The sequence below is a fragment of the Brevundimonas sp. genome (assembly GCF_036402095.1).
Taxonomy (GTDB): domain Bacteria; phylum Pseudomonadota; class Alphaproteobacteria; order Caulobacterales; family Caulobacteraceae; genus Brevundimonas.
Window position 1 is genome coordinate 18,899 of the sequence record NZ_DASWTO010000085.1, and the last position, 14,911, is coordinate 33,809.

Annotated in this window: 12 protein-coding genes; 7 read left to right on the top strand and 5 right to left on the bottom strand. The window is 70.5% G+C overall.

The genetic code is table 11. From position 1 onward, the window contains the following. Window positions 1-292 precede the first annotated feature (292 nt). Genes VGD32_RS06900 through VGD32_RS06910 form a run of 3 tightly spaced genes read left to right on the top strand, consistent with a single transcriptional unit; the run spans window position 293 to window position 3,006 of the window. Window positions 293-1,369: a helix-turn-helix transcriptional regulator gene (locus VGD32_RS06900; RefSeq protein ID WP_331031166.1), complete on the top strand. Its 1,077-nt coding sequence runs from the start codon at window positions 293-295 to the stop codon at window positions 1,367-1,369. A 55-nt stretch (window positions 1,370-1,424) separates the two neighbouring features. Then, window positions 1,425-2,405, top strand: a complete 981-nt coding sequence (locus tag VGD32_RS06905; protein WP_331031167.1) for a hypothetical protein — start codon at window positions 1,425-1,427, stop codon at window positions 2,403-2,405. A 22-nt stretch (window positions 2,406-2,427) separates the two neighbouring features. Beyond that, window positions 2,428-3,006, top strand: coding sequence for a fasciclin domain-containing protein (locus VGD32_RS06910; RefSeq protein ID WP_331031168.1), 579 nt, complete (start codon window positions 2,428-2,430; stop codon window positions 3,004-3,006). A gap of 239 nt (window positions 3,007-3,245) precedes the next feature. Here the strand turns inward: VGD32_RS06910 and VGD32_RS06915 are convergent, their stop codons facing one another. The 4 genes from VGD32_RS06915 to tpiA form a co-directional block, all read right to left on the bottom strand. Further along, window positions 3,246-6,245 carry a calcium-binding protein gene (locus VGD32_RS06915; protein WP_331031169.1) on the bottom strand — a complete coding sequence of 1,000 codons (3,000 nt, stop codon included), beginning with the start codon at window positions 6,243-6,245 and terminating at the stop codon, window positions 3,246-3,248. 102 nt (window positions 6,246-6,347) lie between these two features. Continuing rightward, complete coding sequence (locus tag VGD32_RS06920; RefSeq protein WP_331031170.1) at window positions 6,348-8,000, bottom strand: CTP synthase; 1,653 nt, start codon at window positions 7,998-8,000, stop codon at window positions 6,348-6,350. 88 nt (window positions 8,001-8,088) lie between these two features. After that, window positions 8,089-8,508, bottom strand: coding sequence for a preprotein translocase subunit SecG (gene secG, locus VGD32_RS06925; RefSeq protein ID WP_331031171.1), 420 nt, complete (start codon window positions 8,506-8,508; stop codon window positions 8,089-8,091). An 83-nt stretch (window positions 8,509-8,591) separates the two neighbouring features. Next, complete coding sequence (gene tpiA, locus VGD32_RS06930; RefSeq protein WP_331031172.1) at window positions 8,592-9,344, bottom strand: triose-phosphate isomerase; 753 nt, start codon at window positions 9,342-9,344, stop codon at window positions 8,592-8,594. 139 nt (window positions 9,345-9,483) lie between these two features. Between tpiA and VGD32_RS06935 the strand changes: the two genes are divergently transcribed. Continuing rightward, the gene (locus tag VGD32_RS06935; protein WP_331031173.1) at window positions 9,484-11,391 is read left to right on the top strand and encodes a peptidylprolyl isomerase; all 1,908 of its coding nucleotides are present in this window, start codon (window positions 9,484-9,486) and stop codon (window positions 11,389-11,391) included. Further along, a complete protein-coding gene (gene trpE, locus VGD32_RS06940) occupies window positions 11,388-12,917 on the top strand; it encodes an anthranilate synthase component I (protein ID WP_331031174.1) in 1,530 nt (509 codons plus the stop codon). The genes VGD32_RS06935 and trpE overlap by 4 nt, the downstream gene beginning before the upstream one ends. Here the strand turns inward: trpE and VGD32_RS06945 are convergent. Further along, window positions 12,893-13,087 carry a peptidoglycan-binding protein gene (locus VGD32_RS06945; protein WP_331031175.1) on the bottom strand — a complete coding sequence of 65 codons (195 nt, stop codon included), beginning with the start codon at window positions 13,085-13,087 and terminating at the stop codon, window positions 12,893-12,895. The two genes, trpE and VGD32_RS06945, sit on opposite strands and share 25 nt — an antisense overlap. Before the next feature lie 104 nt (window positions 13,088-13,191). On the opposite strand from VGD32_RS06945, the gene VGD32_RS06950 reads away from it, so the two are divergent. Both VGD32_RS06950 and trpD read left to right on the top strand, forming a co-directional pair. Next, window positions 13,192-13,782 carry an aminodeoxychorismate/anthranilate synthase component II gene (locus VGD32_RS06950; RefSeq protein WP_331031176.1) on the top strand — a complete coding sequence of 197 codons (591 nt, stop codon included), beginning with the start codon at window positions 13,192-13,194 and terminating at the stop codon, window positions 13,780-13,782. A 1-nt stretch (window position 13,783) separates the two neighbouring features. After that, on the top strand, window positions 13,784-14,818 hold the full coding sequence (gene trpD, locus VGD32_RS06955; protein ID WP_331031177.1) for an anthranilate phosphoribosyltransferase: 1,035 nt from the start codon (window positions 13,784-13,786) through the stop codon (window positions 14,816-14,818). Window positions 14,819-14,911 lie beyond the last annotated feature (93 nt).

Sequence of the window (14,911 nt, forward strand, 5' to 3'; positions counted from 1 at the left end):
GGAATCGGCGCGACCGTGCAGCGCTTCCTTCTCAACCTGAGTGAGAAACAGATCGCTGCACGGCGAACGGGGTAAACGAAGTCTGAAGCCTGAAACATGCCTGTCCGTCTCAGAATCGCGGGCGCCCCACGCAAAAAACGCGTGATTTCTCCTGACGGGGGAAGAACTTGGCGGCCGACGCGGCCTTCGACGAACCTTGCTCGCAGACCGCCGGCGCCGCTAACATGTCCGATCTGGACCCGGGTCGATCTCGCATAGTTTGTGAGAACCGGCGGCCGACCCGAGGAAACGCATGGCCACTGCCGCCCGACCCAATCTCGCGCGCTGGAGCATTTCGGCGGCGAACGATCCCACGGCGCTCGACTGTTATCGCGAGGGCCTGGCGAACTGGTACGGCGCCTCTGACTTCGACGAGATCGCCCTGCCCCGGTTTTTCACCGACAATGTGGTCTGCCAGTTCGGCGACTACGTCGTCGGCCGGGGCCGATCGATCGGCCAGACCCTGGTGAGGGGCGTTCGCGAGATCCGCCAGTCCGGTTTCGACGGGGTCATTCTGCTGCTCGACCTCGGCGGGATGGCGGGCGACATCGACGGCGTCAGCGTCACCGGGCGGCCGGGCACGGTGCATGTTCGGCAGCTGTGGCGGCCCTCCGCGGCCCGCGTCGCGTCCGTCGACGCCATCTCCATCGCCCTGCCGCGCGAGGCCACGCCCGCCTGGCTGCTGGAGCCGCAGTTTCACGGAGCCAGGGTCGATGACGGTCCCGCCGTCGGCCGCGTCCTGATCAATCACATGACCGCCCTCGCCGCCGCCGCACCCGCCATGAGCCTCGACGAGGGGGTCGCTTCAGTGCGCGCCGCGCTGACGCTGGCCGAGCAGGCGTTCCGGAACTCGGGCCGGTTCGCCCCCGATCAGACGCGCGCGCTCTACGCCGGCATCCGGACCACCGCGACCGCCCTGATCGACCGGCAGCTAACCGATCCGGATCTCGGCGTCGGCAGCCTGATCGGCGCGCTCGGCGTGTCCCGGGCGACCCTCTTCAGGGCCTTCGCCGAGGACGGCGGCATCAATATCCACATCAGGCGGCGGCGTCTGCACAGCGCCCGCGGGGCCCTGCTGCAACGCGTCGGCCGCCGGCCATCCGTGGCCGAGATCGCCCATGCGCACGGCTTCGTCAGCGAATCGCATTTCAGCCGCCTGTTCAGGGCCACGTACGGGGAAGCGCCGGGAGCGGTGGGCGCCAGCCAGTCCGCCGCGCTGCACGGCCAGCAGCAGGACGGCATGCGCTACGATCTGCTTCTCGGCTGGATCAAGGGGACCGGGCGCGACGCCGTCGCGGACGGACCTGTTTCCGGAGCCACGCCGACCTGATCAGGAACGGTGTCGGGTTCCGAACGTTTGAGAGACCACTCGACGAGAGGTTTCCATGTACAAGATTATCCCCACAGCCGCCGCGCTCGCTCTCGCCTTCAGCCTGCCCCAGACGGCGGCGCTCGCGCAGAATCAGGGTCACGGCCAAGGCAAGGGCGGCGATCACGCCCGGCAGGACAAGGGCGGCGGCAAGGGCGCCGAAGCCCGTCCCGACAACGGTCGGGGCAACGGCCAGAACGGCGGCGAGGCCCGCGGACGTGGCCAGGACCGCGCCGAGCGGCAAACGCCTCCGCCGACCCGCGAAGCCGTGCGAGGCCCGGAGGCGCGCGGACAGGGCCAGGCGCGCGGACAGGGCCAGGACAGGAGCCAGGTCCGCGCGGACGCCGGCAGCCGGCCCGACCAGGCGAACGTGCGGACGCGCCCGCTGCCCGATACGGCGACGCCCGTCACGGTGTTCCGCGCCGAGCCGGACCGCGGCCTGATCGCGGGATGCCCGCCCGGGCTGGCCAAGCGCAACAATGGCTGCCTGCCCCCGGGGCAGGAACGCAAGATCGCACGGGCCCGCTACGACTATCTGTGGAACAGGCGCGGTGACGACGGCTACCGGTACGAGGACGGCTATCTGTACAAGACGGACCGGAGCGGCTCGGTGATGGGCTGGCTGCCGGCGCTGGGCGGGGCGCTGGCCCCCGGGGCGGTCTGGCCGCAGCAGTACGGCTACCAGCCGGTTCCGCAGTATTACAGCGACTATTTCCGTCTGAACGCGCCGTACGATTACCGCTACGCCAACGGGGCGCTGTACGGAGTCGACCCCAGGACCCAGGCGATCACCCAGGTCGCCGCCCTGCTGACGGGGCAGCCGATCACGGTCGGGCAGCCGATGCCGGCGGGCTACGACGTCTACAACGTGCCCTATCCGTACCGCAGCCAGTACGTCGATACGCCAGACGGCCTGTATCGCTACAGCGACGGCTACGTCTACCGGGTCGATCCTACCACCCAGCTGGTCCAGGCGGCCATCCAGCTGCTCACCTGAACCCGCGGCAGGAGACATCGATATGCAGATCATCATGCGCCGGGCGCTGACGCCCCTCGCCGTCCTTCTGCTCGCGGCCTGCGGCGGCGGCGATGACAAGGCGGCGGGAGAAAAGGCCGAACAGGCCCAGCCGACGTCCCGCACCCTCGCAGCCACGCTCCAGGGAGCGGACGGCTACGGCGCGCTGGGCGAGGTGGTTTCAAACGCCGGCCTGACCAGCGTGCTGGAGGGGGTCGGCCCCTATACGGTGTTCGCACCGTCCGACGCGGCCTTTAGCGCGGCGGGCGCCGGAGACTTCGCGGACGAGACCCTGCGCGCCCAGAGCGCCGCCCTGCTTCGCGCGCATATCGTGCCGGGCGCCCTGACCCGCGCCGACATCGCGGCGGCCATCGAGCGCGACACGGACGGCAGCGTGCAGATGCGCACCATGGCCGACACGCTGCTGACCTTCTCACGCGACGGTGAGGCGGTCATGGTCAGCTCGGACAGCGGCGCACGCGGCCGTCTGACCGGGCAGGAGAGCGTCGCGAGCAACGGCGTGCTCCAGCCTGTCGACGCCGTGCTGGTCCGGCCGGACACGCCCGCCGCCGCCGCCCCCTAGCGCGAGAGGCCGGCCGGCGGCGGCCGGTTGAGAGAACAGCGATCTTGCGCTGCAGCATGAGCGGGATCATCATGGCTGACGGGGATGGCCGGAGGCCGACGCATGTTCGAGGCTCTACGCTGCGCCTGGAAGGGTCATTTGTTCGTGGACAGCCGCAGTCAGCCCGGCACGCAGGTCTGCGTGCGCTGCCGGGAGCGGCGGCCGTTTGAAGGCCTGGAGCCGCCCAGGCCGCACAGACCCTAGAAGTCGTTCCAGGGGCTCCAGGGGTCCGGCAGCGTCAGGGCGAAATCGTCGGTGCGGGCGGCCAGGCCGGCCGGCTCACGCGAAAGCGCCTCAGGGATTTCGAAGGCGAGCGGCCCCGGCGCGGGCGGAGCCGTCAGATCCAGCACCGTGCCGTCGCTGAAGCGGATGCGTTCGACGCCGTACAGGATGTCCAGGCCATCCCGGCCGGCGACGCTGTCGCTGATCGAATGGTAGCCCGCGCCGGCGTTCACGGCGTAGTCGGACTGCAGCCCCGACATGACCACGGTGTCGACGCCGCCTCCGGCGCTGATGATGTCGTCGCCGCCACGTCCCGACAGGGTGTCGGCTCCGCCGCCACTGGTGATGATGTTGCCGGAGGCGTTGCCCGTCCCCGCGAAGGCGCCCGCGCCGGAGTAGGTCAGGTTCTCGATGTTGGCGGCGAGGGTCATGGCGGACAGGGCGGTCTCGACGATGTCGACGCCCTGATCCGCGAACTCGACGATCGATTCCCCCACGGCCGAGACGACGTATCGGTCGTTCCCGACGCCGCCCTGGAGGGTGTTGGCGACGCCGGAGCCGCCCATCAGGACGTCATCGCCCTGGCCGCCGATCAGGGTGTCGCGCCCGAGGCCGCCGTTCAGCACGTTGTCGCCGGAATTGCCGATCAGGACGTCATCGAAGGCCGAGCCGGTGGCGTTCTCGATGCTGACCAGGGTGTCGGTTCCGCCGTCGCCGTCGTTCAGCACCTGGGTCTTCGTCAGGTCGACCCGGACCGCGGCGCCCGCCAGGGTGTAGTCGGCCGTGTCGCCGCCGGTGCCGCCGCCGACGAAGGTGTCGTTCCCCGCCCCGCCGCGGAAAGTGTCCGGCCCGTCGCCGCCCTCGAGGATGTCGTCGCCGCCCATGCCGGAGAGCAGGTCCGCCCCGTCGCCGCCGGTGATGCGGTTGGCCGAGGCGTTGCCGGTCCCGGAGAAGGCGCCGGTGCCGACGTAACGCAGGTTCTCGATGTTGGCGTGAAGGGTGACGGAGGCGACCATGGCCTCGACCGTGTCCAGGCCCTCGCCGGCGTTCTCGACGATGGTGTTGCCGAGGGATCCGACCCGGTACAGGTCGTCGCCCAGGCCGCCGATCAGGGTGTTGGCCGCCCCGGCGCCGCCGTCGAGGATGTCGTTCCCGCCGAGGCCGACCAGGGTGTCCGCGCCGAGGCCCCCCATCAGGAGATTGCTCGCTCCGGAGCCGATCAGGGTGTCGTTGAAGGCGGACCCGGCGAGGTTCTCGATGCCGATGAAGGTGTCGGTCCCGCCGTCGCCGTCGTTCGTGGCGACGCCGCTGTTGAGGTTCGCCGAAACGCCGGGGGCGGCCGTGCCGTAGTCCGCCGTATCGGCGCCGGCCCCGCCGTCGATCAGGTCGACGCCCGCGCCGCCGCGAAGGATGTCGTCGCCCTGCAGTCCGATCAGATGGTCGTCGCCCGCCAGTCCGGCGAAGACATCGTTGCCTGCATGCCCCCGGATCATGTTGTTCAGGGCGTTGCCCGTTCCGTTGAAATGGGTGGTGTTTCCGGTCGCCGGCGTGAAGATCAGGTCCTCGAAATTGTCGCGCAGCACGTAGGTCAGGGCCGTGGTGTCGACCGTGTCATGGCCCTCGCCGGCCTGTTCGATCATCGAGTCTCCGGCCGCGCGCGAGACGTAGTAGTCGTCGCCAAGGCCGCCCGTCAGCGTATTGGCGGCGCCGAAGCCGCCGTGCAGCACGTCATTCCCCTCGTAGCCGAACAGCGTGTCCGCTCCCCCCGCCCCGGTCAGGGTGTTGGCCGCCGCATTGCCGAGACCGGTGTGCGGTCCGTCGCCTGTAAAGGTGAGGTGTTCGAAATGGGTCTTGAGCTGGTAGACCGCCAGGCCCGTGCTGACGGTGTCGACACCTTCGCCGGCGTTCTCGATCAGCGTGTCGTTGGCGCTGACTTCGTACAGGTCGTCGCCCAGGCCGCCCTGCAGGGTGTTGGCCGCCCCTGCCCCGCCCACGAGGATGTCGTCGCCGCCGAGGCCGACCAGATAGTCCGCCCCCGCCCCGCCCTCGAGCCGGTTGTTCGAGCCCTCGCCGATGAGGACGTCGTTGTAGGCCCCGCCGATCAGGTTCTCGATGCTCGTCAGGGTGTCGACGGCGCCGTAGCCGTTGTTGGTCACCGTGCCGTTGTTCAGGTCGATGATGACGGCCTGGGTCGCGTCCTCGAAACGGGCGGTGTCCGAGCCCGCGCCGCCGGAGAGTAGATTGGCGCCGGCCGCCCCGGTCAGCTGGTCGTCGCCGTCGCCGCCGAACAGCTGGTCACTTCCGGCGCCGCCGTACAGGGCGTCCGCATCGGCGTCGCCGTAGAGCAGGTCGTCCGCGGACCCGCCGCGCAGAACGTCGAACCCGGTTCCGCCATGTCCGTGGATCACGTTCACGGCGGCCCCGGCGTCGAGCCAGTCGGCGCCGGCCCCGCCGTCGAATTCGATCAGGCCGGTCATGCCCGTGCCGCTCAGATCGCCGATCGTGAGCCGGTCGTCGCCGTTGGGCGTGTAGATGACGTCGCCGCCGCTGGCGTAGTAGGGCGGGTCCGGCTCGAGCGGGGATCCGGTGTAGCGGAAGCCTTCCACGCCCTGCAGGGTGACGGACGCCCGCAGGATTTCGGCCGCGCCCCCATTGGGCGTCCGCGTCTGCTCCATGGCGAAGACAGCCGCCCCGCCGGGTCCGGCCTGGAGCGAGAATGTCTGCAGGCCGTAGGACTGGCTGCTGTCCTGGTAGGTCAGCAGGGTCGGAACCACGACGTCCAGAATATCGGCCCCGTCGCCGCCGTCGACCAGGTCGGAACCGTCGCCCTGCTGCACGAACGGGTGGACGTCGTAGTGGAAGAGGTCCGCCCCGTCGCCGCCGTTGAGGGTGTCGTCGCCTCGCCGGCCGTCGATCGTGTCGTCACCGGCGGAACCCGTGATGGTCTCGCCGGCGTCGGTCCCGTTATAGATAGGCATTCCAGTGCTCCCGGCCGGTCGGGCGGCATTGAACACCACCGGTGGTCACACGCAACAGCAGTTAACGGAGCCGTGTTCGCGCGCAGGCGGTTCGAAACGCCTTCAGACCAGCCGGCTCTGCACGACGGCGGCCTCGATGAAGCCGGCGAACAGGGGGTGCGGGGCGAAGGGGCGGCTCTTCAGCTCGGGGTGATACTGCACGCCGATGAACCAGGGATGGTCCTCGCGCTCCACGGTCTCGGGCAGGACGCCGTCGGGCGACAGGCCGGCGAAAACGAGGCCGGCCTTCTGCTCGATCGCCTCGCGGTAGTTGATGTTGACCTCGTAGCGGTGGCGGTGACGCTCGCTTATGGTGGTCGAGCCGTACAGTTCCGCGATCTTCGAGCCCGGCTTCAGCGTCGAGTCATAGGCGCCGAGCCGCATGGTGCCGCCCATGTCGCCGCCCTGCTGGCGCAGGACCCGCTGGTTGCCCTGGGTCCATTCGGTCATCAGGCCGACGACCGGCTCCGAGGTGGGGCCGAATTCGGTCGAGGAGGCCTTCGGATAGCCGGCGAGGTTCCGGGCCGCCTCGATGACGGCCATCTGCATGCCGAAACAGATGCCGAAATACGGGATCTTGCGCTCGCGGGCGAAGCGGGCCGCCTCGATCTTGCCCTCCGAGCCGCGCTCGCCGAAGCCGCCGGGGACCAGCACCGCATGGGCGCCCTGCAGCCGGGCCTCGCAGGCCTCCCGGTCGCCCTCGAAGGTCTCGGCCTCGACCCAGTCGATGTTGACCTTGACGTTGTTGGCGACGCCGCCGTGGTGCAGCGCCTCGATGAGGGATTTGTAGGCGTCCTTGAGCACCGTGTACTTGCCGACAACGGCCACGGTGACCTCGCCGTCCGGGTGCAGGCGGCGGCGGGCGATCTCCTGCCAGCGCGACAGGTCGGGCGCGGGCGCGTCGGTGACGCCGAAGTGGGCCAGCACCTCGGCGTCGAGCCCCTCGCGGTGATAGTCGAGCGGCACGGCGTAGATGTCGGCGGAGTCCATGGCCTGGATGACGCCGCTTTCGCGCACGTTGCAGAACAGGCCGATCTTGCGCTTTTCCTCGGCCGGAATGGGGAATTCGCAACGGCACAGCAGGATGTCGGGCTGGATGCCGATCGAGCGCAGTTCCTTGACCGAATGCTGCGTCGGCTTGGTCTTCATCTCGCCGGCGGTCTTGATGAAGGGCAGCAGGGTCAGGTGGACGAAGCAGGACTGGCCGCGGGGCAGGTCCTGGCCCAGCTGGCGGATGGCTTCGAAGAACGGCAGGCCCTCGATGTCGCCGACAGTGCCGCCGATCTCGACCAGCACGAAGTCGACCTCGTCTCCCTCATCGGTCAGGGCGGGCGTCAGGCAGAAGGATTTGATCTGGTCCGTGACGTGCGGGATCACCTGCACCGTGGCGCCCAGATAGTCCCCGCGCCGCTCCTTCTCGAGGATGGTCGAATAGATGCGGCCGGTGGTGATGTTGTCGGACTTGGCGGCCGAGACGCCCGTGAAGCGTTCGTAGTGGCCGAGGTCGAGATCGGTCTCGGCCCCGTCATCGGTGACGAACACCTCGCCGTGCTGATACGGGCTCATCGTGCCCGGATCGACGTTCAGATAGGGGTCGAGCTTGCGCAGCCGGACCTTGTAGCCGCGCGCCTGCAGGAGCGCGCCGAGAGCGGCGGAGGCGAGGCCTTTTCCCAATGAGGAAACCACGCCGCCGGTGATGAACACGTAACGGGCCATGGGAGATCACTCTACCGCTGATTCGAGCGGCGTAATGCGGAGACTATGGGGGCGGGAGAGGAAGGCGGGGATAAGGGCCCCGCCCACCTTATTGCGCCGGAGCGGGTTGCGCCGGGGCCGGCTGGGCCGCGGGCGTTGAGCTGCTCAGGAAGTCGTCGAGCGACGGGCCGGCCGGCTGGGCCGGGGCCGTGGCCGGATCGGCGGCCGGGGCCGCAGGAGTCGCGCCGGCGGGCGTGGCCAGGGCGCCGACGGCGTCGGGGTCGACGATCGACTGATTGGCGCGGCTGATGTTGCCGACGATGGTCAGGCCGATGGCGCACAGGAAGAAGGCGGTGGCCAGCCACCAGGTCGTCACGGTCAGCAGATTGCCGGCTCCGCGCGCAGTCATGAAGCCCGAGGGTCCTCCGCCCATGCCCAGCGCGCCGCCTTCGGAGCGCTGGATCAGGATCACGCCGGCGAGCGCGATCGAAATGAGGATCATGGCGACGAGGAGAAGGGTCTGGAGCATGGCAGCCGATATGTGTGGCGCGAGGCCGCGCCGATCAAGCGGCGGCGTCTATCATCGATGGGAGGCGGGGGCAAACGGGGGCGTCAGACGGCGCGGATGATCCCGAGGAAGTCAGCCGCCTTCAGGGAGGCGCCGCCGACCAGGGCGCCGCCGACTTCGGGCACGGCGAGAATGTCGCGGGCGTTGTCGGGCTTGACCGAGCCGCCGTAGAGGATCGGGGCGGCGGCGCTGGCGAGCCCCAGGCGCTCGATCATCGCCGCACGCACGGCGCGGTGGACTTCCTCGATCTGGTCGAGAGTCGGCGTCAGGCCCGTGCCGATCGCCCAGACCGGCTCGTAGGCCACGGCGAAGTCCCGGCCGGCGACGGCGTGGGGCAGCGAATTCATCACCTGGCCGCGGACCACCTCGACCGCCCTGCCCACCTCGCGCTGCTCGAGCGTTTCGCCGACGCAGACGATGGGAGCGAGACCGGCCCGGACGGCCGCCTCCGCCTTGGACGAGACCAGCAGATCGGTCTCGGCGAACTCCTGACGGCGCTCCGAGTGGCCGACGATGACCAGGGCGGCGCCGGCGTCCCTGAGCATTTCGGCCGATACGCCGCCCGTATAGGCGCCGTGGGTCTCGGCGCGGCAGTCCTGGCCGCCGACTTCGATGGCGTGGCCACGGACGGCGTCAGCCATCCGGTTGATCAGCGTCGCGGGCGGGCACAGGGCCACACGGCAGGCGGCGGGCTCGCCCTGCAGGGCGAGCTTCAGGTCATGGACAACGGCGTTGAGATCGGCGGCCAGGCCGTTCATCTTCCAATTGCCGGCGATCAGCTTCACGGAGTGTTTCATCCGGCCTGTCTAGGCGGAGGTTTTCGCCAAGCCAAGCCGCTGGAGGCCCCTCGCGGCGCCATTGTCTTGCCGTGCCGCCCCGTCACCCCCTATAGGCCAAGCGACCATCGTCGCCGCCCTTCCGCAGGACCGCCCGCCCATGATCTCCATCTTCCGCAATTTTGCGAAGTCCAAGCTCGCGATGGGGCTGCTGGCCCTTACGGCGCTTGGCCTGCTGGTCACCGGCGGCACGCAGACGGACATTCTGGGCAGCCTGCAGGCGCCGAAGGTCATATCGGCCGGCGACCGCAGCGTCAGCCCGCAGGAATTCCGGGCCGAGATGGATCGCCAGCTGGAGCAGATCCAGGCTCAGCAGGGCCGGGCCGTCACCTATGAGGAACTGCTGGCGCAGGCCGACCTGACCGCCATCCTCAGGGGCCGCGCCCAGGAGCTCGGCTTCTTCGCGTGGGCGTGGAAGGCCGGCGTCCGGCCCGGCAATGAACTGATCCTGCGCCAGATCCGGGCCATCCCGGCCTTCTTCGATCCGGTCACCAACCAGTTCGACGAAAAGCTCTACGAATCCCGTCTGGCTGAGGCCAACATGACGCCGGAACTGCTCGAGCAGGAGGCCCGCGACCAGTACAGCCGAACCCACTACGGCACGGCGCTGGTGTCCGGCCTGCGGCTGCCGCGCATCTATGGGGCCGTCTACGCCAATCTGAACCAGCAGGCCCGCGACGGCCGCTGGTTCGTCCTGACCCAGGCGATGGCCGGCGCCGCCCCGGCGCCGACGGATGCGCAGCTGACCTCATACATGAGCCAGAACGCCGCCAGGATGCGGTCCCCCGAGCTGCGCACCGGTTCGCTGGTCATCTTCAGCAACCCGGCCGACCAGAACATCGCCATCAGCGAAGAGAAGATCCAGGCGCGCTTCGACTTCCGCAAGAACGCCCTGTCGGTGCCGGAGCGCCGCACCTTCACCACGCTGACCGCGCCGACGCGCGCCGCCGCCGAGCGGATCGCCAACGCCCTGCGCGGGGGTCAGACCGCCGCCGCCGTCGGCGAGGCCAACGACCTGCAGCCGGCCCAGTACGCCGACACGCCGCGCAGCGCGATCAGCGATCCGGCCGTCGCCGGGGCGGTGTTCGGCCTGAATGTCGACGAGGTGTCGGCCCCGGTGCAGGCCCGCGTCGGCTTTGTGGTCGCGAAGGTGACCGGCGTCACGCCCGGGCGAGAAGTGGCTCTGGCCGACGTCCGCGAGCAGATCGTCGAGGAGCTGCGGGGTCAGGAGGCGCGCGGCGCGGTCTCCCGCCGCGTCGAGGCCTTCGAAGCCGCCCGTCGTGAGGGCAAGAGCGTGGACGAGGCCGTGCGTCAGGTCGGCGCCCGGATCGTTCCGATCCCGGCCGTGACCCGTGAGGGCCGCAACCGCGAGGGCCAGCAGCTCAACGTCCCGGCCAAGGTGCTGGAAGGCATGTGGAAGCTGACCGAGGGCCGCGCCAGCGAGCCGACCGGCCTCGGCGAAGGCGAATATTTCGTGGTCCGCGTCGACGACGTCATCCCCGCCGCCATGCCGTCGCTGGACTCGGTGCGCGAACGGGTCACCAGCGAGTGGCTCGCCCGCGAGAACGTGCGCCTGCTCTCGGCGCGGTCGGACGCGCTGATGGCGCGACTGCGCCGCGGCGAGGACATCGCCGCCGTAGCCGCCTCGGTCGGCGCCACGGTGACCACCCGCACGGGCCTCAAGCAGGATCCGGCGGCCGTCGAACAGGTCGGCGAGGCCGTGATCGGCGCCCTGTTCAACGCCGGACGGGGCCAGCCCTTCGCCCAGCCCAACTCCGAAAACAGCATCGTCATCGGCCGGGTCGACCGCATCGTCGCGCCGACCCCGGCGGTCGTCGCCGAGGAGGCCCAGCAGTGGCGCGCCCGCATCGGCGCCGCCAGCGGCGACCCGCTGTTCGCCGCCACCGTGGCCGCGGCCGCGGAGCGCATGAAGGCCACCCACGACGAGACGCTGGCCCGCCAGGCGCTGGGCGTCGAGGCGGCGCCCGCGCGACCCGCGGGGCGATGAGCGCAGAGCCCGGCTCGTCCGACCTCCCGTCCGGGGCGGCCGCCTTCGCCGCAGGCTGGTCGGAAGGCCGGCCGCAGGTGGTGGTGCGCCGCCTCGTCGACGACCTCGAGACGCCGGTTTCGGCCTTTCTCAAGGTCGGGCACGGCCGCACCCACGCCTTCCTGCTGGAGTCTGTCGAGGGCGGCGCGGTCAACGGGCGCTACTCGATCATCACGCGCGAACCGGACGTCGTCTGGCGCTGCCGCGACGGCCGGGCCGAACTGGCGCGGGGCGCGGGCGTGGCCGCCGGGGCCTGGGAGGGCCAGCCGGGCGATCCCCTGGCCTCGCTGCGCCGTCTGATCGCGGCCTCACGCCTCGCGCTGCCGGACGACCTGCCGCCGATGGCCGCGGGCCTGTTCGGCGTGTTCGGGTATGACATGGTGCGGCTGCTCGAGCCGCTCGGCCCGGCCAATCCCGATCCGCTGGACCTGCCCGACGCGGTCCTGACCCGGCCGGCCCTGGTGGCGATCTTCGATTCGGTGAAACATGAGATCGTGCTGGTCTCGGCGGCCTGGCCGGACAGCGGCATGACGGCGGCCGCGGCCTTCGACGCCGCCGTGGCCCGGCTGGATGCGTTCGAGGCCGAGCTGCGCGCGCCCCTGCCCGCCATTCCGGCCCCGGTGGAGAGGCCGGTCCCGCCGTTCCGCTCGCCGGTGGACGAGTCCGCCTTCGGGACGATGGTGGCGCGGGCCAAGGACTACATCGCCGCCGGCGACATCTTCCAGGTGGTGCTGAGCCACCGCTTCGCCGCGCCCTGGGCGGGCGACCCGTTCGCCTTCTACCGCTCGCTGCGGCGGCGCAATCCGTCGCCCTATCTGTTCTACCTCGACTTCGGCGACTTCCAGCTGGCCGGGTCGAGCCCGGAGATTCTGGTGCGGCTGAAGGACGGCCGGGTCACCATTCGACCGCTCGCCGGGACACGGCCACGTGGCGACACGCCGGAGCGGGATCGCGCGCTGGAGGCGGAACTCCTGGCGGATCCGAAGGAGCTGGCCGAGCACCTGATGCTGCTCGATCTGGGCCGCAACGACGTCGGCCGGGTCGCCGCGCCGGGCACCGTCGAGGTCACCGAAAGCTTCAAGGTCGAGCGCTACAGCTCTGTGATGCATATCGTTTCCGACGTGCAGGGTCAGGCCGACCCGAGGCTGGACGCCGTGGACACCCTGCTCGCCGCCCTGCCTGCCGGGACGCTCTCGGGCGCGCCGAAGGTCCGGGCGATGGAGATCATCGACGAGCTGGAAGGCGAGAAGCGCGGCGTCGGCTACGGCGGCGGCGTCGGCTACATCTCGGTCGGCGGCGAGGCGGATATCTGCATCGTGCTGAGAACCGCCCTGTTCGCCGACGGCAAGATCCACGTGCAGGCGGGCGCGGGCGTTGTCGCCGACAGCGATCCGGCCGCGGAATACGCCGAGACCCAGGCCAAGGCCCGGGCCCCGATGGGGGCCGCGGAAGAGGCCTGGCGCTATCCGTTCGGGAACGCGGGCTGAGCCGCGGCGCTCTCCTCGAAGCGGACACCCGGTCCAAGCACCATCACCCCCGCCATCATCACCGCCGCCGTCGCCGCCAGTGCGGCCGCGGCGAGAGTGGCCCAGGCGCTGGCGCGGCGCGCCGGCGGGGTCAGCAGGACGCGCGCCTTGTCGATGGTGGTTTCGGCCATGCGAGCCCCTCCGCTGGAGCCTCCAGTTCGCCCGATCGTGGTTAACGAACACTTACCCCAGAGCCCGCTTGGCGCGGCTCCCCGCACCGCCTAGAAGCCGAAGCATGATCCTCGTCGTCGACAACTACGACAGCTTCACCTGGAACCTGGTCCACTACCTCGCGGAACTGGGCGCCGAGACGCGCGTGGTGCGCAACGACGACCTGACGGCGGCCGAGGCGCTGGCGCTGAAGCCGGAGGCCCTGCTGCTGTCGCCGGGGCCGTGCACGCCGAACGAGGCCGGCATCTGCCTGCCGCTTCTGGACATTGCGCCGCTGGAGATGCCGATCTTCGGGGTCTGCCTGGGGCATCAGGCCATGGGTCAGGCGTTCGGCGGCGATGTGATCCGGGCCAAGAGCCTGATGCACGGCAAGACCTCGCCGATCGAGCACGAGGGTCGGAGCGTGTTCGCCGGCCTTCCCTCCCCGTTTACGGCCACCCGCTATCACTCGCTGGCGGTGAAGCGCGAGACCCTGCCGGACGTGCTGGAAGTCACCGCCTGGACGGCCGACGGCGAGATCATGGGGTTGGCGCACCGGACCCGGCCCATCCACGGCGTGCAGTTCCACCCCGAATCGATCGCCACCGAACACGGTCACGACCTGCTGGCCAACTTCCTCGCCATCGCCAACGTCAAGCGCACGGCGATGGTCTGACATGGCCGACGGTTTCAAACCTCTGCTGGCAAAGCTTGTCGACGGCCGCGTGCTATCGGACGAGGAGGCGCGCGACTTCTTCGCCGCCTGCCTGAGGGGCGAGCCGACCCCTGCCCAGGTCGCCGCCGCCGTCACCGCCCTGCGCATCCGCGGCGAGACGGTGGGCGAGATCGCCGCCTTCGCCACCGCCATGCGCGATGCGGCCCTGACGCTGGATCATCCGTACGAGGTGATCGACACCTGCGGCACCGGCGGCGACGGGCAGCACACCTTCAACATCTCGACGGCCGCGGCGCTGGTGCTGGCGGGCGCCGGGCTGAAGGTGGCCAAGCACGGCAACCGGGCGCTGAGCTCGAAGTCAGGCTCGTCGGACGTGCTGGCGGCGTTGGGGGTCAACCTGGCGGCCACGCCGGCGCAGCAGCGGCAGGCGCTGGACCGGGCCGGCATCGCCTTCCTGTTCGCCCCGTCATACCACGGGGCCATGCGCCACGTCGGGCCGGTGCGGGCCGAGATCGGCTTCCGCACGGTGTTCAACCTGCTCGGGCCGCTGTCCAATCCGGCCAGGGCGAAACGGCAGGTGATGGGGGTCTATGATCCGCGCCTGCTGGAGCCGCTGGCCGAGGTGCTGGGCCGGCTGGGCGCCGAGCGGGCCTGGGTCGTGCATGGACAGGGGCTGGACGAGCTGACCACCACCGGTCCGACCGGCGTGGCGGAATGGCGAAACGGGGCGGTGCGCCGCTTCACCGTCACGCCCGACGACGCCGGCCTGCCCCTGGCGGACATCGCCGACCTGCGCGGCGGGGACGCCGAGGAGAACGCGGCGGCCCTGCGGGCGCTGCTGGACGGCGCGAAGGGCGCCTATCGCGACATCGTGCTGCTCAACGCGGCGGCGGCGCTGGTGGTCGGCGACAAGGCGGCCGATCTGACGGAGGGCGCGGCGCTGGCGGCGGCGGTCATCGACGACGGCCGCGCGGCGCGGGCGCTGGCGGCGCTGGTCGAGGCCACCAATACGCCGATCGAGGAAGAGCCGGCGTGACCGACGACGTTCTGGCGCGGATCGCCGCCTACAAGCGCGACGACGTGGCAGTCCGAAAGACGGTCCTGCCGCAGGACGCCGTCGAGGCGCGGG